At 70.8% G+C, this 22,750-nt stretch carries 24 protein-coding genes and 1 riboswitch; of the genes, 12 read left to right on the top strand and 12 right to left on the bottom strand.

What is annotated here, in order from left to right:
• Positions 1-236 precede the first annotated feature (236 nt).
• On the bottom strand, positions 237-1,517 hold the full coding sequence (locus ACFU5F_RS02205) for an extracellular solute-binding protein (protein ID WP_383880654.1): 1,281 nt from the start codon (positions 1,515-1,517) through the stop codon (positions 237-239).
• 369 nt (positions 1,518-1,886) lie between these two features.
• On the opposite strand from ACFU5F_RS02205, the gene ACFU5F_RS02210 reads away from it, so the two are divergent.
• From ACFU5F_RS02210 to ACFU5F_RS02235, 6 genes are all read left to right on the top strand, one after another.
• Complete coding sequence (locus ACFU5F_RS02210; RefSeq protein ID WP_275456181.1) at positions 1,887-2,651, top strand: GntR family transcriptional regulator; 765 nt, start codon at positions 1,887-1,889, stop codon at positions 2,649-2,651.
• A 383-nt stretch (positions 2,652-3,034) separates the two neighbouring features.
• The gene (locus tag ACFU5F_RS02215) at positions 3,035-3,304 is read left to right on the top strand and encodes a DUF3311 domain-containing protein (RefSeq protein WP_383880658.1); all 270 of its coding nucleotides are present in this window, start codon (positions 3,035-3,037) and stop codon (positions 3,302-3,304) included.
• Positions 3,301-4,929, top strand: a complete 1,629-nt coding sequence (gene mctP / locus ACFU5F_RS02220; RefSeq protein WP_383880661.1) for a monocarboxylate uptake permease MctP — start codon at positions 3,301-3,303, stop codon at positions 4,927-4,929. Before ACFU5F_RS02215 ends, mctP begins: the two co-directional genes overlap by 4 nt.
• A 275-nt stretch (positions 4,930-5,204) precedes the next feature.
• Positions 5,205-6,194, top strand: coding sequence for a nucleoside hydrolase (locus tag ACFU5F_RS02225; protein WP_383880664.1), 990 nt, complete (start codon positions 5,205-5,207; stop codon positions 6,192-6,194).
• Positions 6,195-6,431: 237 nt separating this feature from the next.
• A riboswitch (cobalamin riboswitch) is annotated at positions 6,432-6,521 on the top strand.
• A gap of 143 nt (positions 6,522-6,664) precedes the next feature.
• The gene (locus tag ACFU5F_RS02230; protein ID WP_383880667.1) at positions 6,665-9,079 is read left to right on the top strand and encodes a ribonucleoside-diphosphate reductase subunit alpha; all 2,415 of its coding nucleotides are present in this window, start codon (positions 6,665-6,667) and stop codon (positions 9,077-9,079) included.
• Positions 9,079-10,089 (top strand): ribonucleotide-diphosphate reductase subunit beta, encoded by a 1,011-nt coding sequence (locus tag ACFU5F_RS02235; RefSeq protein WP_383880670.1) that lies wholly within the window; start codon positions 9,079-9,081, stop codon positions 10,087-10,089. Before ACFU5F_RS02230 ends, ACFU5F_RS02235 begins: the two co-directional genes overlap by 1 nt.
• 95 nt (positions 10,090-10,184) lie before the next feature.
• Here the strand turns inward: ACFU5F_RS02235 and ACFU5F_RS02240 are convergent, their stop codons facing one another.
• A complete protein-coding gene (locus ACFU5F_RS02240; RefSeq protein ID WP_162934568.1) occupies positions 10,185-10,355 on the bottom strand; it encodes a hypothetical protein in 171 nt (56 codons plus the stop codon).
• Between the two features lie 93 nt (positions 10,356-10,448).
• Here ACFU5F_RS02240 and ACFU5F_RS02245 point away from each other — a divergent pair, with 93 nt between their 5' ends.
• Positions 10,449-11,411, top strand: a complete 963-nt coding sequence (locus tag ACFU5F_RS02245; RefSeq protein ID WP_383880673.1) for a GlxA family transcriptional regulator — start codon at positions 10,449-10,451, stop codon at positions 11,409-11,411.
• Between the two features lie 41 nt (positions 11,412-11,452).
• Here the strand turns inward: ACFU5F_RS02245 and def are convergent, their stop codons facing one another.
• From def to ACFU5F_RS02275, 6 genes are all read right to left on the bottom strand, one after another.
• The gene (gene def, locus ACFU5F_RS02250) at positions 11,453-12,103 is read right to left on the bottom strand and encodes a peptide deformylase (RefSeq protein ID WP_383880676.1); all 651 of its coding nucleotides are present in this window, start codon (positions 12,101-12,103) and stop codon (positions 11,453-11,455) included.
• 137 nt (positions 12,104-12,240) lie between these two features.
• Entirely contained in the window at positions 12,241-13,248 is a 1,008-nt protein-coding gene (locus ACFU5F_RS02255; protein WP_013000809.1) for a hypothetical protein, read from the bottom strand.
• A gap of 264 nt (positions 13,249-13,512) precedes the next feature.
• A complete protein-coding gene (locus ACFU5F_RS02260) occupies positions 13,513-13,902 on the bottom strand; it encodes a roadblock/LC7 domain-containing protein (protein WP_383880679.1) in 390 nt (129 codons plus the stop codon).
• A 102-nt stretch (positions 13,903-14,004) separates the two neighbouring features.
• Complete coding sequence (locus ACFU5F_RS02265; protein ID WP_383880682.1) at positions 14,005-14,166, bottom strand: hypothetical protein; 162 nt, start codon at positions 14,164-14,166, stop codon at positions 14,005-14,007.
• Positions 14,167-14,447: 281 nt separating this feature from the next.
• Complete coding sequence (locus ACFU5F_RS02270; RefSeq protein WP_383880685.1) at positions 14,448-15,284, bottom strand: DUF4388 domain-containing protein; 837 nt, start codon at positions 15,282-15,284, stop codon at positions 14,448-14,450.
• On the bottom strand, positions 15,281-15,622 hold the full coding sequence (locus ACFU5F_RS02275) for a hypothetical protein (RefSeq protein ID WP_383881033.1): 342 nt from the start codon (positions 15,620-15,622) through the stop codon (positions 15,281-15,283). Before ACFU5F_RS02275 ends, ACFU5F_RS02270 begins: the two co-directional genes overlap by 4 nt.
• A gap of 195 nt (positions 15,623-15,817) precedes the next feature.
• On the opposite strand from ACFU5F_RS02275, the gene ACFU5F_RS02280 reads away from it, so the two are divergent.
• Entirely contained in the window at positions 15,818-16,183 is a 366-nt protein-coding gene (locus tag ACFU5F_RS02280; protein WP_383880687.1) for a hypothetical protein, read from the top strand.
• Between the two features lie 91 nt (positions 16,184-16,274).
• Here the strand turns inward: ACFU5F_RS02280 and rsrA are convergent, their stop codons facing one another.
• The 4 genes from rsrA to ACFU5F_RS02300 form a co-directional block, all read right to left on the bottom strand.
• Positions 16,275-16,589 carry a mycothiol system anti-sigma-R factor gene (gene rsrA, locus ACFU5F_RS02285; protein WP_013000815.1) on the bottom strand — a complete coding sequence of 105 codons (315 nt, stop codon included), beginning with the start codon at positions 16,587-16,589 and terminating at the stop codon, positions 16,275-16,277.
• The gene (gene sigR / locus ACFU5F_RS02290; protein ID WP_013000816.1) at positions 16,586-17,257 is read right to left on the bottom strand and encodes an RNA polymerase sigma factor SigR; all 672 of its coding nucleotides are present in this window, start codon (positions 17,255-17,257) and stop codon (positions 16,586-16,588) included. The genes rsrA and sigR overlap by 4 nt, the downstream gene beginning before the upstream one ends.
• A 268-nt stretch (positions 17,258-17,525) precedes the next feature.
• Positions 17,526-18,173, bottom strand: coding sequence for an alpha/beta family hydrolase (locus ACFU5F_RS02295; protein ID WP_383880691.1), 648 nt, complete (start codon positions 18,171-18,173; stop codon positions 17,526-17,528).
• A 1-nt stretch (position 18,174) separates the two neighbouring features.
• Positions 18,175-18,990, bottom strand: a complete 816-nt coding sequence (locus ACFU5F_RS02300; RefSeq protein ID WP_383880693.1) for an SOS response-associated peptidase — start codon at positions 18,988-18,990, stop codon at positions 18,175-18,177.
• Between the two features lie 101 nt (positions 18,991-19,091).
• On the opposite strand from ACFU5F_RS02300, the gene ACFU5F_RS02305 reads away from it, so the two are divergent.
• From ACFU5F_RS02305 to ACFU5F_RS02320, 4 genes are all read left to right on the top strand, one after another.
• On the top strand, positions 19,092-19,814 hold the full coding sequence (locus ACFU5F_RS02305; protein ID WP_383880696.1) for a M50 family metallopeptidase: 723 nt from the start codon (positions 19,092-19,094) through the stop codon (positions 19,812-19,814).
• Positions 19,815-19,933: 119 nt separating this feature from the next.
• Positions 19,934-21,265 carry a 3-phosphoshikimate 1-carboxyvinyltransferase gene (aroA, locus tag ACFU5F_RS02310; RefSeq protein ID WP_383880698.1) on the top strand — a complete coding sequence of 444 codons (1,332 nt, stop codon included), beginning with the start codon at positions 19,934-19,936 and terminating at the stop codon, positions 21,263-21,265.
• Between the two features lie 16 nt (positions 21,266-21,281).
• Positions 21,282-22,295, top strand: coding sequence for a ribosome small subunit-dependent GTPase A (rsgA, locus tag ACFU5F_RS02315; RefSeq protein WP_383880701.1), 1,014 nt, complete (start codon positions 21,282-21,284; stop codon positions 22,293-22,295).
• A 128-nt stretch (positions 22,296-22,423) separates the two neighbouring features.
• A complete protein-coding gene (locus ACFU5F_RS02320; RefSeq protein ID WP_013000822.1) occupies positions 22,424-22,747 on the top strand; it encodes a multidrug efflux SMR transporter in 324 nt (107 codons plus the stop codon).
• The last annotated feature ends 3 nt before the right edge of the window (positions 22,748-22,750 follow it).

Below are 22,750 nucleotides of genomic sequence, written 5' to 3' on the forward strand. Positions count from 1 at the left end.
TAAGCAGATGAAGGAGGGGCCGGCAGCGAACGCCCCGGAGGGGGCGCGGGTAACTGCGCGACCAGCCACGACGCACCGGTACCGAACCCGACACCTCATCGCGGCACTTTCGTCAATCGCCCACCGGCAGGCCCTGGGGCACTCACCGGCCGGACCCGGGGCGCCCATCGGTGGATCCGATGCGGCACCCCCGTCGGGCCCGGCCGTCGCGGCCGGACCCGAACGGCGGGTCACCGTCACTCGTTGTTGATGACCTTGTCGATCTCGGCGTCCGCCGCCTTCGCGGCCTCCTCGACCGACTTCTTGCCGGTGCCGATGGACTGCAGCATCGTCTGCAGGATCTGGGCCTTCTCGACCTGGCCCCAGCCGGGAGCCATCGGGACGAACCAGTTGGACTCGGCCGCGGTGGCCGGGACCGCCGTCGCCGGGTCGTCCTTCAGGGTGGCGAGGTCGGTCTTGTTGTTGGGCAGGTTGCCCTTCTCCATCAGGCCCTTCTGGCCGGAGGGGCCGGTGAAGGCGTTGATCCACTCGGCGGCGACCGTCTGCGCGTCGGACTTCACCGGGACGGCGAGGTCACTGCCGCCGAGGAAGACGGGGAGGTTCTTGCCGGACGGGCCGGGCATCACGAAGTTCTCGACGTTGCCCGCGAGCTTGCCGGTCTTGTCGTTCTCCTTGGCCGCGGCGGTCGCGCCCTCCCAGGCGGGGGCGAAGATCATGCCGGACTTGCCCTGGCCGTAGACGATGTACCGGTCGGACTCGTCCTTGGTCTTGTCGCCGTGCATGTACGAGTCGACGACGTTCTTGAACTCGGTGAGCCCCTTGACGGACTCGGGCGAGGAGAGGCTGGCCTTCCACGTGCCGCCGGACTCCACGGCTATCGAGCCGCCGGCGTCGTAGACGAAGGACATGGCCGCGTACCAGTCACGGGTGGGCTGGTACCAGGCGCTGAACTTGTCGCCCTGCTTCTTCTGCACCTTGTCGAGGGCGGCGGTGAGTTCGGCGTACGTCTTCGGCGGGGACTTCACGCCCGCGGCGGCGAAGACGCCCTTGCGCCAGTTGGCGACGCGGCCACCGGCGTAGTACGGCACGCCGTAGGTCTTGCCCTCGTAGGTGACGGAGGCCTTGAGGCCGTCCAGCCAGGCGCCCGAGTTGTCGAACTTCGCCGCGTCGAGGGGGGCGAAGGCACCCTTGACCATGTAGGCGAGCATCTCCGTGTTGCCCATCTCGACCACGTCGGGGGCCTTGTCGGTGGCGAGGACGGCGTCGAGCTTGGCGTTCTTGTCGGGCCAGCCGTAGTACTCGTGGGTGATGGTGATGCCGGGGTGCTTCTTCTCGATCGCCGCGTCGGCGGCCTTGACCAGCTCGGGCCAGTTGTTCTGCGCGTCGACCGTGAGCCAGACCGTCAGCTCCTTGGTGTCCGCCCCCGTGTCCGAACTCTTGTCCTCGCCGCCCCCGCACGCCGCGATGGAGACCATCATGCCCGCGACACAGATCGCGGTCGTCAGCTTCCTCTTCACGCCACCCTCCTCAGGGATGCCATTGCTCGGGGATGCCACAAACCCCCCTGCTCCCCTCGGTGACAGGACGTACCGCCCCTGGGGCCAGGACCTGGACCAATGGTGTAGACCAGTAGGCGGAGCTTGGCTCAGACCATTCGCCGTGTCAAGAGTGCTCGAACCCCCTCTCACCAGCCGTTATGCGACCTACATATGCAGGAACCTTTATGTAATGAGCCAGCGAAAACAGGGCTGCTTGGGTCACACTCTTCGGGTAGACCACTGCACCGCCACGGAGGGGACCAGCACGGACCCCTTCGTGGACTAGACCAGCGGAGCCCGCAGGGGTATACAGAGGGATCACGCCACGAGGAGCCGGGAAGGCGGAGCATGAGCACCGACGTCAGCAGTGCGGAGAACGAGAACGGCGCGACCGTCCGTACCGCGCGCGTGCCCAAGTACTACCGCCTGAAGAAGCACCTGCTCGACATGACCGAGACGCTTCCGCCCGGCACGCCGGTACCGCCGGAGCGCACCCTCGCCGCCGAGTTCGACACCTCGCGCACCACCGTGCGGCAGGCGCTCCAGGAACTGGTGGTCGAGGGGCGGCTGGAGCGCATCCAGGGCAAGGGCACGTTCGTGGCCAAGCCCAAGGTCTCCCAGGCGCTGCAACTCACCTCGTACACCGAGGACATGCGCGCCCAGGGGCTCGAACCCACCTCCCAGCTGCTCGACATCGGCTACATCACCGCCGACGACACGCTCGCGGGACAGCTCGACATCACCGCCGGCGGCCGGGTCCTGCGCATCGAGCGCCTGCGGATGGCCAACGGCGAGCCGATGGCGATCGAGACGACCCATCTGAGCGCCAAGCGCTTTCCGGCCCTGCGCAGGTCCCTGGTCAAGTACACCTCCCTCTACACCGCGCTGGCCGAGGTGTACGACGTCCGGCTCGCCGAGGCCGAGGAGACCATCGAGACCTCGCTGGCCACCCCGCGCGAGGCCGGCCTGCTGGGCACGGACGTGGGCCTGCCGATGCTGATGCTGTCCCGGCACTCGCTGGACCAGGAGGGGCAGCCGGTGGAGTGGGTGCGGTCGGTGTACCGGGGCGACCGGTACAAGTTCGTGGCACGGCTCAAGCGCCCGCAGGACTGATCCGCGCGCGGCGCCCGCGACAGCGGCCGCCCGGGGCCCCGGCGCCGGGCGTCACAGGCGGGGCACGCGGTGTGGCGCGACCGCCGCTCCTGTTCTACGGTCCTTGCGTCGCCGCACCGACACGGGAGGCCCCGCTGTGCGTATGCGCGGGCACGGCCCCGGCCCGGCGCTGTCGTGCGCCGCGGGAGTACGGGCGTCCCCGGACGGATCGCCAGGAAGCGGACCCCTGTCAGGAGTTGGGCGGCCGCTGAACACACAACCTCCGCATCCGATATCCGGACAGGGGGTTCCAAGCGACGGAACCCGTCCCTTAGATTTCCTGCGCGTCGAGCACGTGATCAGCGGCGATCCATGGCGTACCAGTGAGGGGACGGAACCGGGACATGTCAGAAGCGTCTGAAGTGGGACCACCGGTGGTGACACCTGTCAGAGTCGTCATCGCCCTGTGCCTGCTCGCCCCGTTCGTGGCGATGCTCTGGGTCGGCTCGTACGCGAAGACGGACCCGACGTTCATCGGTATCCCGTTCTTCTACTGGTACCAGATGGCCTGGGTGCTCCTCTCCACCGCGCTCACCGCCACCGCGTACGTCCTGTGGCAGCGTGACCAGCGGGCCCGCAGGTCCGAGTCGCGGGGCGGGGGTGTCGCGAAGTGAAGGACGGCGTGAACGGCGTGGCACTCGCCGTCTTCATCTTCTTCTTCCTGGCCGTCACGGTCATGGGCTTCCTGGCCGCGCGCTGGCGCAAGGCCGAGAACGAGCACAGCCTCGACGAGTGGGGCCTCGGCGGCCGCTCGTTCGGCACCTGGGTCACCTGGTTCCTGCTGGGCGGCGACCTCTACACGGCGTACACCTTCGTCGCCGTCCCCGCGGCGATCTACGCGGCGGGCGCGGCCGGGTTCTTCGCCGTGCCGTACACGATCCTGGTCTACCCGCTGATCTTCACGTTCCTGCCGCGCCTGTGGTCGGTCTCGCACAAGCACGGCTATGTGACGACCTCGGACTTCGTGCGCGGCCGGTTCGGCTCCAAGGGACTGTCGCTGGCGGTCGCCCTCACCGGCATCCTGGCGACGATGCCGTACATCGCCCTGCAACTGGTCGGCATCCAGGCCGTACTGGACGTGATGGGCGTGGGCGGCGGCGAGAACACGAACTGGTTCATCAAGGACCTGCCGCTGCTGATCGCGTTCGGCGTCCTGGCCGCCTACACCTACTCCTCCGGCCTCCGGGCGCCCGCGCTGATCGCGTTCGTGAAGGACACGCTGATCTATATCGTCATCGCGGTGGCGATCATCTACATCCCGATCAAGCTGGGCGGCTTCGACGACATCTTCGCCAAGGCGGGCGAGGCGTACAGCCAGACCAACCCGGCGACGGACAAGCCGCGCGGGGCCCTCGTCCCCGGTGACGCCAACCAGTGGACGTACGCGACGCTGGCCCTCGGCTCGGCGCTGGCGCTGTTCATGTACCCGCACTCGATCACGGCGACGCTGTCGTCCAGGAGCCGCGAGGTCATCCGCCGCAACACGACGATCCTGCCGCTGTACTCGCTGATGCTGGGCCTGCTCGCCCTGCTGGGCTTCATGGCGATCGCGGCCGGCGTCCAGGTGCAGAACGGCCAACTGGCGATCCCGCAGCTGTTCGAGACGATGTTCCCCGACTGGTTCGCGGGCGTGGCCTTCGCCGCCATCGGCATCGGCGCGCTGGTCCCCGCGGCGATCATGTCCATCGCGGCCGCGAACCTCTTCACCCGCAACATCTACAAGGACTTCATCAAGCCGGACGCCACTCCCGCACAGGAGACCAAGGTCTCCAAGCTGGTGTCCCTGCTGGTGAAGGTGGGTGCCCTGGCCTTCGTCCTCACCATGGACAAGACGGTGGCCATCAACTTCCAGCTGCTGGGCGGCATCTGGATCCTCCAGACCTTCCCGGCGCTCGTCGGCGGCCTGTTCACCCGCTGGTGCCACCGCTGGGCCCTCCTCGCGGGCTGGGCCGTCGGCATGCTGTACGGGACGGTCGCCGCGTACGGCGTGGCCTCCCCCACGCAGAAGCACTTCGGCGGCTCCTCCGCGGAGATCCCCGGCATCGGCGAGATCGGCTACATCGGCCTCACCGCCTTCGTCCTCAACGTGGTGGTCACGGTGGTCCTCACCTTCGCCCTGCGGGCCTTCAACGCCCCCGACGGCATCGACGAGACCAGCCCGGAGGACTACACGGCGGACGCCGGCGACGCGGGCGTCCAGGTGGAACTCCCCCCGGCGACAGCGGGAGCCGGCCACTGACGACCACGGTTCTCAGAGCGGCGGGGGTCCGCAGCACCCCCGCCGCCGCATCCGGGGCCGGGGAGCCACCCGCAGCAGCCTTTCCTTCCAGGCCCGCAGAACCAGGTCCTTCAAGCCCGCGGGGGGCTGGCTTTTCAGGGCGCGGGGAACTGCGCGAGACCCCCAGCCACCCGCACCCCACCGACGCACCGGCCCGGGGTCGAAGGGGCGGAGCCCTTGGAGGACGGGACGGGAAGGGGCGGCGGGGGCGAGAAACACCCGGCTACCCTGACCAGGTGACCGCTCGCGCACCGATCGTCCTGGACAGCGACCCCGGTATCGACGACGCCGTAGCCCTGCAGTACCTCCTGGGCACGGACCTCTGGGACCTCAAGGCCTACACCTCGGTGGGCGGCAACCTCCCCGCCGAGGCGACCTACGCCAACGCCCGGGCCCTCTCCCGAGCCCTCCGTATCGACGGCGACACCCCCGTGCACCGGGGCGCCGGCCGCCCCCTCTCCCGCCTCCCCTACCGCGAGGCCTCCGCCTTCCACGGCCGGGCGGGCCTCGGCAACGAGACCCTGCCCGACTCCACGGCCCCGCACCCGACGGAGTCCTCCGCACAGGCCCTGCTCCGCCTCTCCCGGGAGTACGAGGGCGAGCTGACCGTCTGCGCCACCGGCCCCCTCACCAACGTCGCCGTCGCCCTGCTGGAGGACCCCGGCTTCGCCCGCCGCGTCGGCAGGTTCGTGTTCATGGGCGGCGCCGCCCAGGTGCCCGGGAACATCACGCCCGTCGCCGAGTTCAACATCTGGGCCGACCCCGACGCGGCCGAGGTCGTGCTCTCCTCCGGCATCCCGTTCACCATGGTCGACCTGGACGCCTCGCACCGCTGGCTGTTCCGCCCCGCCGACCTGGCCGCCCTGGAGGCCGCGGGTCCGGGCACGGCCCTCGCCGCCCGGCTGATGCGCACGTACATGGACGCCTACAGCCGCCACGGCGGGGACGGCACCTGCCCGCTGCACGACCCCCTGGCCGTGGGGGTCTGCGGGGACGAGGCATTCGTGACGGCCGCCGAGGGTGCCGTCATCGTCGAATGCGCGAGCGAACTCACGCGGGGCCAGACCGTGTTCGTGCCGACCACCGCCCCGCGCGTCCACTACTCGGAGTCCCCCGCCCTGACCGCCCGGCTGCGCGCCACCGGCCGCGTCGCCCTGGGACCGGGCACCCGCGACTTCAGCAAGGACTTCGTGGCGACACTGCCCCGTTGGCCGGCCACGGACTGACCGGCTGGCCTCCTCCACGACAGGGCCGGATCCGGCCGGGCGACGAAAGGCCCGGATCCGACCGGGCGACCCGATCCGACGCCCTCGAGCGGAACCCTCTCCCCGACGTCCCCGACGTCACACCGGTCACCTGTGAGTTGACGCTCTGACACCCTGCGAAGCCGAATGCGACACAACATGTGGGGGTGACACCGCGCCCCGGCACTAGATGTATGCTCATGCTCGCTGTCGCCACAGGGGAATCCGGCGCGAATCCGGAACTGTCCCGCAACGGTGTACTCGCGTGCGTTCATGCCCTTTTGCGCACGCCTGTTCAGTCCGAACACCTGTCGACAGCGCGCCCGGCCGTCCGGTCCGGGTGCCTGACGTCCGGGCCTCGTGGAATGGGCCGGTGGACGCGACGCCCCGTGCGCTCGTGAGCTGCCGCCTGCCCTCCGCCGGGCCCCTTGCCGAGCGAGGGAGAGCCCCACGTGACCATCGCGCCAGCCGACCCGGTTTCAGCCGACCTGGCTTCAGCCGACCCGGCGACGGAGACCGACGGTCCCGGTTCCGCGTTGCTGCGGACCCTGACCGAGCTGACCGTCGACCTCCCCGACGCCGACCCCGGCCGGGTCGCCGCCGCCGCGCTGCGCGGACGGTCCTCGCGAGCGGCCTCCGCCGAGATGGTCGTGGAGCTGCGCGAGCTCGCCACGGAGGCGGCCGCCGGGCTGATCTCCGAGGACCCCGCCTACTCGAAGCTGGCCGCCCGTCTGCTGGCCATCGGCATCCGCGCCGAGGCCGCCTCACAGGGCGTCACGACGTTCACCGAGTCCATCGCCGTGGGCCACCGGGAGGGTCTCGTCGCCGACCGCACCGCGGAGTTCGCCCGCGTGCACGGCGAGCGTCTCGACGCCCTGGTCGACCCGGCCGGCGACGACCGCTTCGGCTACTTCGGCCTGCGCACCCTGCACAGCCGCTATCTGCTCCGGCACCCCCTCACCCGCCAGGTCGTCGAGACACCGCAGCACTTCATGCTGCGGGTGGCGAGCGGCCTGGCCGAGGACGACACCGCTCGCGCCGTGGACGAGGTCGCCGCGCTCTACCGCCTGATGAGCAGCCTCGACTACCTCCCCTCCTCCCCCACCCTCTTCAACTCCGGCACCCGCCACCCCCAGATGTCCTCCTGCTACCTCCTCGACTCCCCGCTGGACGAGCTGGACTCCATCTACGACCGCTACCACCAGGTGGCCCGCCTCTCGAAGCACGCCGGCGGCATCGGCCTGTCGTACTCCCGCATCCGCTCGCGCGGTTCGCTGATCCGGGGCACCAACGGGCACTCCAACGGCATCGTGCCGTTCCTGAAGACGCTGGACGCCTCGGTCGCCGCCGTGAACCAGGGCGGCCGGCGCAAGGGCGCGGCCGCGGTCTACCTGGAGACCTGGCACTCCGACATCGAGGAGTTCCTGGAGCTGCGCGACAACACCGGTGAGGACGCCCGTCGTACGCACAACCTGAACCTCGCGCACTGGATCCCGGACGAGTTCATGCGCCGGGTGAACGCAGACGAGCAGTGGTCGTTGTTCTCCCCGGCCGACGTGCCCGAGCTGGTCGACCTGTGGGGCGAGGAGTTCGAGGCCGCGTACCGCGCGGCGGAGGCGAACGGCCTGGCGCGGAAGACGATCGCCGCCCGTGATCTGTACGGCCGCATGATGCGCACCCTCGCCCAGACCGGCAACGGCTGGATGACCTTCAAGGACGCGGCCAACCGCACGGCCAACCAGACGGCCGAGCCGGGCCACGTCGTCCACTCCTCCAACCTCTGCACGGAGATCCTGGAGGTCACGGACGACGGCGAGACGGCGGTCTGCAACCTGGGCTCGGTCAACCTCGGCGCCTTCGTCAAGAACGGGGACATCGACTGGGAGCGGCTGGACGAGACCGTCCGGACCGCCGTCACCTTCCTCGACCGCGTCGTCGACATCAACTTCTACCCGACCGAGCAGGCGGGCCGCTCCAACGCCAAGTGGCGCCCGGTCGGCCTCGGCGCGATGGGGCTGCAGGACGTCTTCTTCCAGCTGCGCCTGCCCTTCGACTCCCCCGAGGCGAAGGCGCTGTCCACGCGGATCGCCGAGCGGATCATGCTCGCCGCCTACGAGGCGTCCACCGACCTCGCCGAGCGCAACGGCCCGCTGCCGGCCTGGGAGAAGACCCGCACGGCCCGTGGCGTGCTGCACCCCGACCACTACGGTGTCGAGCCGGCCTGGCCGGAGCGCTGGGCGGCCCTGCGCGAGCGCGTCGCGACGACGGGTATGCGCAACTCGCTGCTCCTCGCCATCGCGCCGACGGCCACCATCGCCTCGATCGCCGGTGTGTACGAGTGCATCGAGCCGCAGGTGTCCAACCTGTTCAAGCGCGAGACGCTGTCCGGTGAGTTCCTCCAGGTCAACTCGTATCTGGTGAAGGACCTCAAGGAGCTGGGCGTCTGGGACGCCCGCACCAGGGAGGCGCTGCGCGAGTCGGGCGGTTCGGTGCAGGACTTCGCGTGGATCCCGGCCGACGTCAGGGCGTTGTACCGCACGGCCTGGGAGATCCCGCAGCGCGGCCTGATCGACATGGCCGCCGCCCGCACCCCGTACCTGGACCAGTCGCAGTCGCTGAACCTGTTCCTGGAGACGCCCACCATCGGCAAGCTCTCCTCGATGTACGCGTACGCCTGGAAGTCGGGGCTGAAGACCACGTACTACCTGCGCTCGCGCCCGGCGACCCGTATCGCCCGCGCGGCCCAGGGCCAGAACCGGGCCCAGGAGCCGCAGCCCGAGAAGACCATCCCCCTGCAGCAGGCCGCCTCGGACGAGGCCCTCGCCTGCTCGCTCGAGAACCCCGAGTCCTGCGAGGCCTGTCAGTGATGCCCAGCAACCAGAACCTGCTCGACCCCGGCTTCGAGCTGACTCTCCGCCCGATGCGCTACCCGGACTTCTACGAGCGCTACCGGGACGCGATCAAGAACACCTGGACCGTCGAGGAGGTCGACCTCCACTCGGACGTCGCCGACCTCGCGAAGCTGTCCGAGGGCGAGCAGCACATGATCGGCCGGCTGGTCGCGTTCTTCGCGACGGGCGACTCGATCGTGGCGAACAACCTCGTGCTCACCCTCTACAAGCACATCAACTCCCCCGAGGCGCGGCTCTACCTGAGCCGCCAGCTCTTCGAGGAGGCCGTGCACGTCCAGTTCTATCTGACGCTGCTGGACACCTACCTGCCCGACCCGGCGGACCGGGCGGCGGCCTTCGCGGCGGTGGAGAACATCCCGTCCATCCGTGAGAAGGCGGAGTTCTGCTTCAAGTGGATGGACTCGGTGGAGAAGCTGGACCGCCTGGAGTCCAAGGCGGACCGCCGGCGCTTCCTGCTCAACCTGATCTGCTTCGCCGCGTGCATCGAGGGCCTGTTCTTCTACGGCGCCTTCGCGTACGTCTACTGGTTCCGCAGCCGGGGGCTGCTGCACGGTCTGGCGACGGGCACCAACTGGGTGTTCCGCGACGAGACCATGCACATGTCCTTCGCCTTCGAGGTGGTGGACACCGTCCGCAAGGAGGAGCCGGAACTCTTCGACGAACTGCTCCGGCAGCAGGTCACCGACATGCTGAAGGAGGCCGTCGAGGCCGAGCTGCAGTTCGGGCGTGATCTGTGCGGTGACGGCCTGCCGGGCATGAACACCGAGTCGATGCGGCAGTACCTGGAGTGTGTCGCCGACCAGCGGCTCACCCGCCTCGGCTTCGCACCGGTCTACGGCTCGGAGAACCCGTTCTCCTTCATGGAGCTGCAGGGTGTCCAGGAGCTGACCAACTTCTTCGAGCGCCGTCCGTCGGCGTACCAGGTCGCGGTGGAGGGCACCGTCGACCTGGACGAGGATTTCTAGGCCGCCGCGGCCGTGAGCGGGCCGCGTCCCCGGCCGGCACGACCCTCGTGGTCGTCGTCGCGCCGGGGACGTATCAGCGGCACCCGGGGCCGCGATCAGGCGGCGCGGGCGATGTGGTGCGACGCCCGCCGTTCCTGCGCCTGCCGGAGCTGACGGTCGACGCGCCACTCGTGCACGATGCCGACGATCGCGGGCAGTGCGACCAGGGCGAGCAGTCCGAGGACGGCCAGTGTTCCGATGAGTCCTTGCAGCTGTGTCGTTTCCATGGACACCACTTTGGCGCCGAACACTCCTGACAAACAGTGGCAGGACTGCCGCACCCCCTCGAATTACTGCCACTTGCCAGGCACACTGGCAGCATGCTGAATAACGTGGCCACCGTCCTCATGGAGGGCGTGCATCCCTTCGAACTGGGTGTCGTCTGCGAGGTCTTCGGCCTCGACCGCAGCGACGACGGCCTGCCCGTGTACGACTTCGCGGTCGCATCGGCGGAGGGACCGACCCTGCGGACCCCGGCCGGGTTCACGGTGTCCACGCCGTACGGGCTGGACCGGCTCGAAGAGGCCGACCTGGTCGTCGTACCGGCCGGCGACAGCTATGTGCACCGGAGCTACCCGCCGGAGCTGCTGGACGCGCTGCGGCGGGCCGCCGACCGGGGCGCCCGGGTGCTGAGCGTGTGTTCGGGGGTGTTCGTGCTCGGCGCGGCCGGGCTGCTGGACGGGCGGCCCTGCGCGGTGCACTGGAAGCACGCGCAGGAGCTGGCCCGGCAGTATCCGCGGGCGGTGGTCGAGCCGGACGTGCTGTACGTGGACGCGGACCCGGTGATCACCTCTGCGGGCACGGCGGCCGGCATCGACGCCTGTCTGCACATCGTCCGCAAGGAGCAGGGCCCGGAGGTGGCCAACAAGATCGCCCGGCGGATGGTGGTGCCGCCGCACCGCGACGGCGGCCAGGCGCAGTACATCGAGCGGCCGCTGCCCCGCTCCCAGTGCGACACGGTCGGTGAGGTGCTCGTCTGGATGGAGCAGCACCTCGACGAGGAGGTCACCGTCGAACAGCTCGCCGCCCGCGCGCACATGTCCCCGCGCACGTTCGCCCGCCGCTTCCAGCAGGAGACCGGGACCACGCCGTACCGCTGGATCCTGCGCCAACGGGTGCTGCTGGCCCAGCGGTTGCTGGAGGGGACGGACGAGACGGTGGACGCGATCGCCTGGCGCACCGGCTTCGGCACCGCCGCCGCCCTGCGTCATCAGTTCGTGCGGTCGCTGGGTACGACTCCGCAGACCTACCGCCGGACCTTCCGGGGGCCGGAGGCGGCCTGAGTGCGGGGCCCGGCGGGCCCGGGGCGGGTGCGGCGGACGGCTCAGTCGTTGGCGACCACGGGGTAGCGGGGCTCGTTCTCGGCCATCTGCCGCAGCGCGTCCTTGCGGTCACGCTTGGAGAGGCGGTCGATGTAGAGGTAGCCGTACAGGTGGTCGGTCTCGTGCTGCAGGCAGCGCGCGAAGTAGCCGGTGCCGCGCACCTTGATCGGGTTGCCCTTCTCGTCCTGCCCGGTGACCTCGGCGTAGTCGGGGCGAGCGAGCGGCATGTACGCCGTCGGCACCGACAGGCAGCCCTCGTTGCTGTCGTCCAACCGGCGCGCCTCGGCGGGCAGTTCGACCAGCTTGGGGTTGCAGATCACACCGGTGTGCCGCTTGCCCTCGTCGTCCGGGCAGTCGTACACGAACACCTTCAGGTCGACACCGACCTGGTTGGCGGCCAGGCCCACGCCCTCCGCCGTGCGCTGGCTGGCGAACATGTCGTCCACCAGCTTCGCCAGCTCGTCACCGAACTCCGTGACGTCCTTGCACTCCTTGTGCAGCACCGGGTTCCCGACCACGGTGATGGGCAGCGAGGTGCCGCGCTCGCGGTACGCCTGCTCGCGCTCCTCGCAGTCCTCCGTGTCGACGACGAACCCCTCGTCATCGACGGGGAGCACGCCCACGCGCTGCTGATCGGTGTCCTGCTGGGCCATGACAGACGTACGCCTTCCTCAAAACAACAAGCAGTGAAGTTGCTGATACAGGGTACGGGGATCGCGCCCCGCAAGGGGCGCGGGGAACTGCGCGGGAAGCTGCACCGGACCTGCGGCCGACAATCGAACCGCGAGCCCTAACAGACCTCTTCCAGATCCCGCCAGTCCCGGGAGTCCGGACTGTCGGCCACCCACCCGTCCAGCAACCCCCGGACGAGCGAGGCCGGCGCAGCCACCCCGCACTCCCGCTCCGGCGCCCACAACTGCCCGTCCGTGACATGCCCCAGCGGACCGGGGTGCCCCGGCTCACTGTGGTCGTGCGGGTCCAGATGCTCACCGTCACCCTCGTCGGACGGCATCCGCGACTCCGAACACAGCCGGCACAGCAGGCGCACCGACGACGACCAGTCCTCCGCCGCGAATCCGGCGTCCGCCGCGAGCCGCTCCAGCGCGTCCCGGTCCGCCTCGGTCGCGGCCTCCAGCAGCACCACCCAGGTCGGCACGGGAGACGGCGCCCACAGCTCGATCTCGTCGAACACCGGATACGCGTGCCCCGCGGCCGTGGTCCGCTCCCCGTGCGGCACCCCGTCGTGCAGGACGACCTCACCCCAGCGGCGCCCGGACGAGGGCAGCGGGATGGAGAGCACCTCGATCCGGGCGGGGTCGAGCCGCCGCCCCCACACGACCTCGGCCTCACCCTCGGGCGAGAGCCGTACGGCAGCGCTGCCGAGGTCCATGCCCACCGGCTCGCCGTTGTCGCCGGGGCCGCTGCCGGGCTTCGGCCGGGAGGCGCCTCCGGGCACCCGCAGCCCGTACGCCTGCCAGGCGCGGCGGGCCAGTGGCCAGTCCTGCAGGGCGGTCGCGGCGATTCCCACGTTCCACCAGTCAGGCGCCCCGGTCTCCCGGTCGAGCAGGGCGACGGCCCGCAGTCCGGCCGCCCGCGCCTGTTCCCAGTCGTGGCGGAACTTGTGCAGCAGGGCAAGGTTGAACCAGGACTCGGACAGCCAGGGCTCCAGGTCCGCGGCACGTGTCAACAGTGCGCCCGCGTCCTCGTACCGACCGTCACCGATCAGCGTGAACGCACGATCGGTGGCCTGCCGCCAAGAGGCGGAGGGCCGATGCCGTCCCTTGCCGAAGATCCTCACGATTCCCGCCTGCCAGTTACGTTCCCGCCTGTCAGTTCCGTCGGAGTGGGCCGGCCGTCGCCCCCGGTGCACCCTCTCCCTCGCATCCAACCACGACCGCGTGTAGGGCCGCTCATTACCCATGGGTTACCCCACCGCGGGCAGGGTCAGACAGTCTCTCGACAGTACCCTCACGAGCGACTCCGTCACCTCGGGACGGAACCCGCGCGGGAGGACGACGGCCGGCACCGCACCGGCGGTCGACGAAAGCCTCGCCATCGCTCCTCAGTGCGCCACGTCCGCCGCGAGCACCTTGTTGAGCTGTTCCACGGTCGCCGGGGACTCCCGCCGGAAGGCGGCCATGTCGAGGCCGTCGTCGCCCATGACGGTCAGGAGCGTGCGCTCGCCGACGGCGACCACGATGACGTGCCCGGAACCGCACCGGACGACGACCTCACGGAGCGCGCCGACGCCGGACTGGTCGGCCATGCGGCGGCTGACGCCGAGGGTGGCGGCGGCGAGCGCGGCGACGGACTCGGGGTGGACCTTGTCGACGTCGGCGACGACGAGGAGGCCGTCCACCGTGGACAGGACGCTCTCGGCGACGCCCATCACCCGGTCACGCAGCGAGGCCAGGATGCCGGTCAGCGATTCGGTCGATGCGTGTGCGGTCATGGGCACGTGCTCCTTGGTCCAGATGTCTGCGTGGGTGTGCCGTCCGGGCGGCAGGGGTGTGCCGGACGCCGTCGGTGCCGTACGGGGATCGCACGGCACCCCTCAGTCCGGGAGGTGCCCGTCGGACTCGGGAAGAGCCCGCAGTCCGCGGCGGACGCGCCGCAGCATGTCGAGGGAGGGTTGGTCGGCGAGCAGTTCCTCGGCCGACAGCAGGGGCAGGGGCGGGAACGGCGGCGGCACGGCCGGGCCGTCCCCGGTGTGCACGGGGACCGGCGTGGCACCCCGTACGGGTAACGGGGGCGGCCCGGTGACAGCGCCCCGTACGGGTAACGGGGGCGGTCCGGCGGCCCCCCTTACGGGTGACGGCGGCGGTCCCGCGACGACCCCGCCGGCTTCGCCCGGGGTGGAGGGCGGGGCGGACGGCCGCGCTTCGGTGGGCGGGGACGGGCGGTCGACCGCGGCCGCTCCCCGGGCCGGACGCCGTCGGAGGCGGGCGGCCTTGCTGCGTATACGGCGCTTGCGGGCCGGGTCTCTGTCGGCGCTCACTACCCGTCCTTCGCTCCGAGGTCTCCGGTCGGAGAGCCTCCACCGGGCCTGCGTCTGGGCAGGGGGCCGGCTCTCGGGGGCGGCTCCTCGGAGGCCGGCTGCCCCTGCGGGATCCGGGGCGCCGTGCTGGGGCGGCCGCCGGGTTCGGTTCTGGTCTGCCAGCGGACCGCCTGGAGCGATTCCAGCCGGATGAGGTCCAGCATGACCGCGTAGAGGCCGCGCCCCCGCGCGAAGGCGATGTCGCGCGGGGTGCGGCGGCCGTTCACGCTGTCGACGAGGTCCCGGTGGCGCCGGGTCAGCCGTCCGTCGTGCTCCGCGGCACCGCGGCCGGTGACCGCTTCGGGCCGGGCGCGGGCCAGGTCGCCCGCGGGGCCCCACGCTCCGGTCAGCAGTGCCACACGGCGGGTGGTCTCCTCCGCCAGGGGGCGCGGCTCGACGCCGGGCCGGACGAGGAGGGTGGGCTGCCGGGGAGTCAGTTCCCAGCCGCCGGGCGGGCTGAGCGCCATCGCGAAGGCCCCGTCGAACAGGGCCGCCGTGCAGACGACCTCCAGCTCGGCGGCGCCGATCAGACCGGCGGCCACCAGGTGCGCGCCGAGCCGGTCGGCGTCGGGTTCGGCCGCGCAGGCCGCCAGCCAGGCGTCGTCGTCGATCCGCCCCGAGGAGAGCAGCGCGGACGTCGCGGTCGGCGCGCCCGGTGTCTCGATCGCGCCGATCAGGCCGTCCCGCAGGTGAATCGTGCCACCGGGGGAGCCCGAGACCTGGACGGTGCCGGTATGGCCCTCCTGGTGCAGTGCTTGAAGGAGCGCGGGCAGGTTGCGTGCCGAGGGTGATTTCACGCCAGCACCTCTCGGGCCCGGTCGCCGAGGCTGCGCAGCGCCAGGGCCACGTTCGCCCGGTCGCGGTCGAGACCGGCCGCCAGCAGCAGCGGGTCGCCGGCCGACCGGTCCACGGAGAGCAGCACCTGGTGGCGGCGCCTGCTGGTCATGACCACGCTTTCCAACTCCCCCTCGGCCCCCGCGGCACCGAGCCGTTCGGAGATGAGGGTGGCGAGATCGGAGCACTCCACCCCCGTCCCCGCCGCCGCGGCCTCGCCCGCCGTGGCGTACGTGAGACCCGTGACCGCGTCGACGAGGGCGACGCCGACGACGCCGGGAGAGTCGAGAAGCCGGTCCAAGGAGGTCTGGAGCGCCGGCTTCGTTTCCTCAAGTCCCCCCATTCGCCCTCCACGTTCACGCGCCGCGCAGTACTTTGAACGCCAACTTCCGTAACAAGGCCAAAAGTTGATGTTTGTGACCGGCAGGTCACTCGCGTCGATCGTAGTTGGCCGGACAGTGACCGGTCAGCAGCACTGAGGAATTGGGGCAGCAATATGAACATCGAGACGGCGCTCAAGGAAGCCATGGCCCTCGACGGCGCGGTCGGCGTCGCGCTGGTCGACTACGAGAGCGGCATGTCGCTCGGCACCCTCGGCGGCGGGCAGCACCTCGACCTGGAGTTGGCGGCGGCCGGCAACACCGAGGTGGTGAGGGCCAAGATGCGCACGCTGGCCTCGCTGGACATGAACGACGTGATCGAGGACATCCTGATCACGCTCGGCCGGCAGTACCACCTGATCCGCCCGCTGACCAGCAGCAGGGGCTCGCTCTTCCTCTACCTGGCGCTGGACCGCTCCCGCAGCAACCTGGCGCTCGCCAGGCACGGCCTGAAGCGCATCGAGAACGGCCTGGAGGTCTGAGCCGCTTCCACCCCGCCTCCGACGCGACGACGGAGCCCGCCGCGGGAGGGGCCACACGGCCCTTCCGCGACGGGCTCCGCCCCGGTGGTTCTCAGCTCTCCTGAGGAGCGGCCGGCGAGGCCGCCGTCACGTCGTGCTCGGGCACGGTCTGCCCCGAACGGATCAGATCGATCCGGCCCATCACCTTGGCCCGCAGGTCGGTGGGCACGTCATCCTGTCCGCAACACCGCTTGACCAGCTTCTTCACGGCCTGTTCGAGCCCGTACTTCTCCAGGCAGGGCGAGCACTCCTCGAAATGGTGCTCGAACTTGGTGCAGTCGGCGTCGGGCATCTCCCGGTCGAGGAACTCGTAGAGATGGTCGAGGATCTCGCTGCAATCCGTCTCGTGCGGCTCTCCGCAGCTCATGAGCCCGAGCCTTTCGCTTCGTTCGACTCTCCGGCGCCGGCCGGGACGAGCCCGCGGTCGCGGGCGTAGTCCTCGAGCATGCCGCGCAGTTGACGGCGGCCCCGGTGCAGCCGGGACATCACCGTGCCGATGGGTGTCCCCATGATGTCGGCGATCTCCTTGTACGCAAAGCCCTCGACATCCGCGAGATAGACGGCGATGCGGAACTCCTCGGGAATCGCCTGCAGCGCCGACTTCACGTCCGAGTCGGGCAGGTGGTCGAGCGCCTGCGACTCGGCCGAACGCAGTCCGGTCGACATGTGCGACTCGGCGCGCGCCAGCTGCCAGTCCTCGATCTCCTCGGCCGCGGAGCGCTGGGGTTCGCGCTGCTTCTTGCGGTAGGAGTTGATGAAGGTGTTCGTGAGGATGCGGTACAGCCAGGCCTTCAGGTTGGTGCCCTCGCGGAACTGGTGGAAGGACGCATACGCCTTCGCGTACGTCTCCTGCACCAGATCCTCGGCGTCGGCCGGGTTGCGCGTCATGCGCAGCGCGGCCGAGTACATCTGATCGAGGAATTCCAGGGCGTCCCGCTCGAACCGGGCGCTGCGCTCCGCGGCGGTCTCGGTGCCCTCGGGCTGCTCCGCCTGGCCCCGTTCGGTCCCTGCGTCGGTCCCAGTGACCGGACCCACCTCCTCCAGCGTCTGTGCGGTACCGAAACCGGTACCACCAGAATCGGAGGATAGACGACGATCCATGCCCGCCGCCGCCCGAACTGGGCCGCTCTTGGCCGCGTGCAGCACCGTCCAGTCCAGGTCAGCGCGGCTGCTGCGGCTCGGGCAGTAGGTCGAACCCATGCGGCGGACTTCCTCTCCTTGGGCGGTCAGCACGGTCTTTCGCACTGTCTGATCCGCACAACCAAGGCCCGCCGCTCCGCATTCCCGACCACTGCCCGACCCGTCATCCGAGTGACGCGATCCACTCCACGACACCGTCGGTGAGTACGGTCAGCGCCTCCTCCTGGCCGAGGGGCGCCCGCTTCGGCACGGCGAACCCGTGATCGCCGTACGGCACCTCGACGAGCCCGTACGCGCCTTCCGGGAACTCCTCCGGCTTCCCGAACGGATCGTTTCCGCCCTGGACGACCAGCGTGGGCACCCCGGCCCCGAGCAGCTCGCCGGCCCTCGACCGCTCCGGCCGCCCCGGCGGATGCAGCGGAAAGCTCAGCGCCAGGACGGCCACCGCGCCCAGCTCCGTCGCCGTACGGCAGGCGACCCGGGCCCCGGCGCTCCGCCCGCCCGCGATCACCGGGAGTCCCGGCTTCGCCAGCGCGGGCCACAGTCCGCGCCAGCCCACGTCCAGCGTCTTCGGCGCGGGCGCGAGCTTCTTCCCCGCGACCCGCCACGGTTGCTCCACCAGGGCGACGCTCACGCCGTGCGCGGGAAGGACGGCGGCGAGGGCCCGGAGATCACGGGCCTCGACTCCACCGCCGGCGCCATGGCCGACGGCGAGGACGAAGTGCGGCGCCTCGGCCTCGTACCAACTGACACGGCCCGTACCGGCCTCGGTGTCGATCTCTTCCCGCGCTGCTGCCTCGATCTCGGTCACGTCAGAAGAGTGTGCCCTCCTCGGGCCCCTCCAGCTCCTTCAGCAGCTCCGGGCCGTTGTTGCGGACATTGCTGACCGCGGTGGAGACGGGGTAGGCGCGCATCAGCCCGGCGGGCGGCGGTTCGAGCAGGGCGCGCAGATCGTCCGGATCCGTACGGGCCGGATCGAGCCAGCCGTCCCAGCGGTCGGGCGTGAGCATCAGCGGCATCCGGGGGTGAATATCGGCCAACGCGCGCGGGCCGTCCTCCGGGGCCACGGCCAGCGGGGACGTCTCGGCCTCCGTCGTGATCACCGAGCAGGTCGCCCACCAGGCCCGCGGGTGATCGTCCGGCAGCGTCCTGTCCCGCCAGAACTCGTACAGCCCGGCCATCGCGAAGACCGACCCGTCGGCCGGGAGCACGAAGTACGGCTGCTTGCGCGGCCGCTTCTTCCTGCCCTCGACCTCCAGCTCGCGCTCCCCCGCGCCGGTGACCCACTCGAAGTAGCCGTCCGCGGGCAGGATGCAGCGCCGGGTGGCGAAGGCCCGGCGGTACGACGGCTTCTCGTGCACGGTCTCCGCGCGGGCGTTGATCATCCGGGCCGCGCCCTCGGGGTTCTTGGACCAGGAGGGGACCAGCCCCCACTTCAACTTCCGCAGCTGGCGAACCGGCCTCTTGTCGTCGGCGTCCTTCACAGGGCGGTCGAGAACCGCGTAGACCTCCTTGGTGGGAGCCACGTTGTAATCGGGCTCCAGGGACTCCTCCGGCTCCCACTTCTCGATCTCGAAGACTCCTGCGAGATCCTCGGGCCTACGACTCGACGCATACCGTCCGCACATAGGTGCCACACTGCCAGGCCGACCCGTCACCCGACCACCGCCCCCGCACACGGCGTCACACGCCCCCTGTCGATCACGACCCCGAGGAGCCACAGCAGAACATGGAAAGCACCGCAGCCACCTCGCTGGCGAGTCTGTGGGACGAGATCTTCGGCACCCAGCCCGAACCCGACCTCTGGGTCGTCATAGCCACCGCGGTCGCCGCGCTCGCGGCGATCGTCCCGCACGGCGTCTGGCGCCTGTCACGCAACGCCATCACCATCGCGCACGAGGGCGGCCACGGTCTGGTCGCGCTGCTCACCGGCCGCACCCTGACCGGTATCCGGCTGCACTCCGACACCAGCGGCCTCACGGTGAGCCGGGGCAAACCCACCGGCATCGGCATGATCCTCACCGCCGCCGCCGGCTACACCGCGCCCCCGCTCCTCGGCCTCGGCGGCGCCGCCCTCCTCGGCTCCGGCCGCATCACCCTGCTGCTGTGGCTCGCCACGATCCTGCTGATCGCCATGCTGGTCATGATCCGCAACGCCTACGGCGCCCTCACGGTCCTCGTCACCGGCGGCACCTTCGTGGTCGTGTCCTGGCTCGCGGGCCCCCAGGTCCAGGCCGCGTTCGCCTACGCGGTCGTCTGGTTCCTGCTGCTGGGAGGCGTGCGCCCGGCGTTCGAACTCCAGGCCAAGCGCCGCCGCGGCGGGGCCGGCGACTCCGACGCGGACCAGCTCTCCCGCCTGACCCACGTCCCGGCGACGGTGTGGCTGGTGATGTTCCACGTGGTGTCGCTGTGCGCCCTGACGGGGGGCGGCCGCTGGCTGCTGCACCTGTGACACCGGCGGCTCGGGGAGCGCGGAGAACGCGCGACCGACCGCGACCGGGCCGCATCCGACGGGCGACGCATGTCAACCGGCTGAACCGAGCGGAGGGAACCCCCACTAAAGTGGGCCGCATGGCCCTGAACGCACAGCCCGACCTCTGGCCCGCCCCTCTCGCGAGCGGAGCCGTCGACGCGACGGTCCACGTCCCGGGGTCCAAGTCCGTCACCAACCGTGCCCTCGTCCTCGCCGCCCTCGCGAGCGAGCCCGGATGGCTGCGCCGCCCCCTGCGCTCCCGCGACACCCTGCTGATGGCGGGCGCGCTGCGCGCGATGGGCGTCGGCATCGAGGAGACCGTCTCCTCCAGCTCCTCCGGCGCGGGCGGTTCCGGCGAGGCATGGCGCGTCCTGCCCGCCGGCCTGCACGGCCCGGCCACGGTGGACGTGGGCAACGCGGGCACGGTCATGCGCTTCCTCCCCCCGGTCGCCGCCCTCGCCGACGGCCCCATCCGCTTCGACGGCGACCCGCGGTCGTACGAGCGCCCGCTGCACGGCGTGATCGACGCCCTGCGCGTCCTCGGCGCCCGGATCGACGACGACGGCCGGGGCGCCCTTCCGCTGACGGTCCACGGCAGCGGCGCGCTGGACGGCGGTCCGGTGGCGATCGACGCGTCCTCGTCGTCGCAGTTCGTCTCGGCGCTCCTGCTGTCGGCCCCCCGGTTCAACCAGGGCGTGGAGGTCCGCCACACCGGCTCGACCCTGCCCTCCCTGCCCCACATCCGGATGACCGTCGACATGCTGCGCTCGGTGGGCGCGCAGGTGGACACCCCGGAGTCGGGCGGCGAGCCGAACGTCTGGCGGGTCACGCCGGGCGCGCTGCTCGGCCGCGACCTGACGATCGAGCCGGACCTGTCCAACGCCCAGCCGTTCCTGGCGGCGGCCCTGGTGACCGGCGGCAAGGTCGTCGTCCCCGACTGGCCCGCGCGCACCACCCAGCCCGGCGACCAACTCCGCGAGATCTTCACGGAGATGGGCGGCACCTGCGAACTGACCGAGTACGGCCTGGTGTTCACCGGCTCCGGCGCGATCCACGGCATCGACGTGGACCTGGGCGAGGTCGGGGAGCTGACCCCGGGCATCGCCGCGGTCGCCGCCCTCGCCGACTCCCCCTCGACGCTGCGCGGCGTCGCCCACCTCCGCCTGCACGAGACGGACCGGCTGGCGGCGCTCACCAAGGAGATCAACGAACTCGGCGGTGACGTCACCGAGACCGCCGACGGCCTCCACATCCGCCCCCGCCCCCTGCACGGCGGTGTCTTCCACACGTACGACGACCACCGGATGGCGACAGCGGGTGCGATCATCGGCCTGGCGGTGGAGGGTGTGCGCATCGAGAACGTGGCGACGACCGCGAAGACCCTGCCGGACTTCCCCGACCTGTGGACCGGGATGCTCGGGAAGAACTGACGGGCGGGCCGGGATCATGCGCCGTTACGGCAAGCACACCGACGAGGACGACATCCGCAGCCGCCCGAACCGCAAGGGCAACCGTCCCCGTACGCACATCCGTCCGAAGCACGAGGACGCGGCCGACGGCATGGTCCTCACCGTCGACCGGGGCCGGCTGACCTGCCTGGTCGAGGACCGTGTGGTGATGGCGATGAAGGCCCGTGAACTGGGCCGAAAGGCCGCAGTCGTCGGCGACACCGTCGCCCTCGTCGGCGACCTCTCCGGCAACAAGGACACCCTGGCGCGGATCGTCCGCATCGCCGACCGCAGGTCGGTACTGCGGCGCACGGCCGACGACGACGACCCCTACGAGCGCGTCGTCGTCGCCAACGCCGACCAACTCGCCATCGTCACGGCCCTCGCCGACCCGGAACCCCGGCCCCGGCTGATCGACCGCTGCCTGGTGGCCGCCTACGACGCCGGCCTCGCCCCTCTCCTGGTGCTGACGAAGTCGGACCTGGCCTCGCCCGACAAACTCCTGGAGCTCTACGGCGACATCGACCTCCCGTACGTCGTGACGAGCCGCGAGGAGCTGGAGTCGGGGGGCGCCGCCGACCGTGTCCGCGTCCATCTCGACGGCAGGGTCACCGCGTTCGTCGGCCACTCCGGCGTGGGCAAGACGACCCTGGTGAACGCCCTGGTCCCCGAGGACCTCCGCCGTACGACGGGGCATGTGAACGCGGTGACGGGCCGCGGCCGGCACACCACCACCTCGGCGCTGGCCCTGCCCCTGGCGGACTCGGACGGCGGCTGGGTCGTGGACACCCCGGGCGTCCGGTCGTTCGGGCTGGCCCACATCGACCCGTCCCGGGTCATCAACGCCTTCCCGGACCTGGTGCCGGGTACGGAGGGCTGCCCGCGCGCGTGCAGTCACGACGAACAGGACTGTGCCCTGGACCAGTGGGTGGCGGACGGACACGCGGACCCGGACCGCCTCTACTCCCTGCGCAGGCTCCTCGCGACGCGCGAACGGCGGGAAGGCGACTGACCTCCGCGTTGTTTGCGCCCCCCTCCACCCGGTAAGTGCATAATCGCACCAAGTCGGACCCGGAGCGGACGAGATCGGCCGGGGCGGACCGAGCGGTCACGGAACGCGGGGACACGGGAGGACGAGACATGGCGTGGCTGCTGGTGGTCGTGGCGGGACTTCTGGAGACCGGGTTCGCCGTCTGTCTGAAGCTCTCGCACGGCTTCACCAGACTCTGGCCCACGGTGGCCTTCTGCGTCTTCGCCCTCGGCAGCTTCGGTCTGCTGACCCTCTCCCTGAAGAAGCTCGACGTCGGCCCCGCCTACGCCGTCTGGACGGGCATCGGCGCGGCCGGCACCGCGATCTACGGGATGATCTTCCTCGGCGACCTCGTCTCCACCCTGAAGATCGTCTCGATCACTCTGGTGATCGTGGGGGTCGTGGGCCTGCAACTGTCCGGATCCGCCCAGTAGCCC

Source organism: Streptomyces sp. NPDC057438, assembly GCF_042802995.1.
GTDB lineage: Bacteria > Actinomycetota > Actinomycetes > Streptomycetales > Streptomycetaceae > Streptomyces.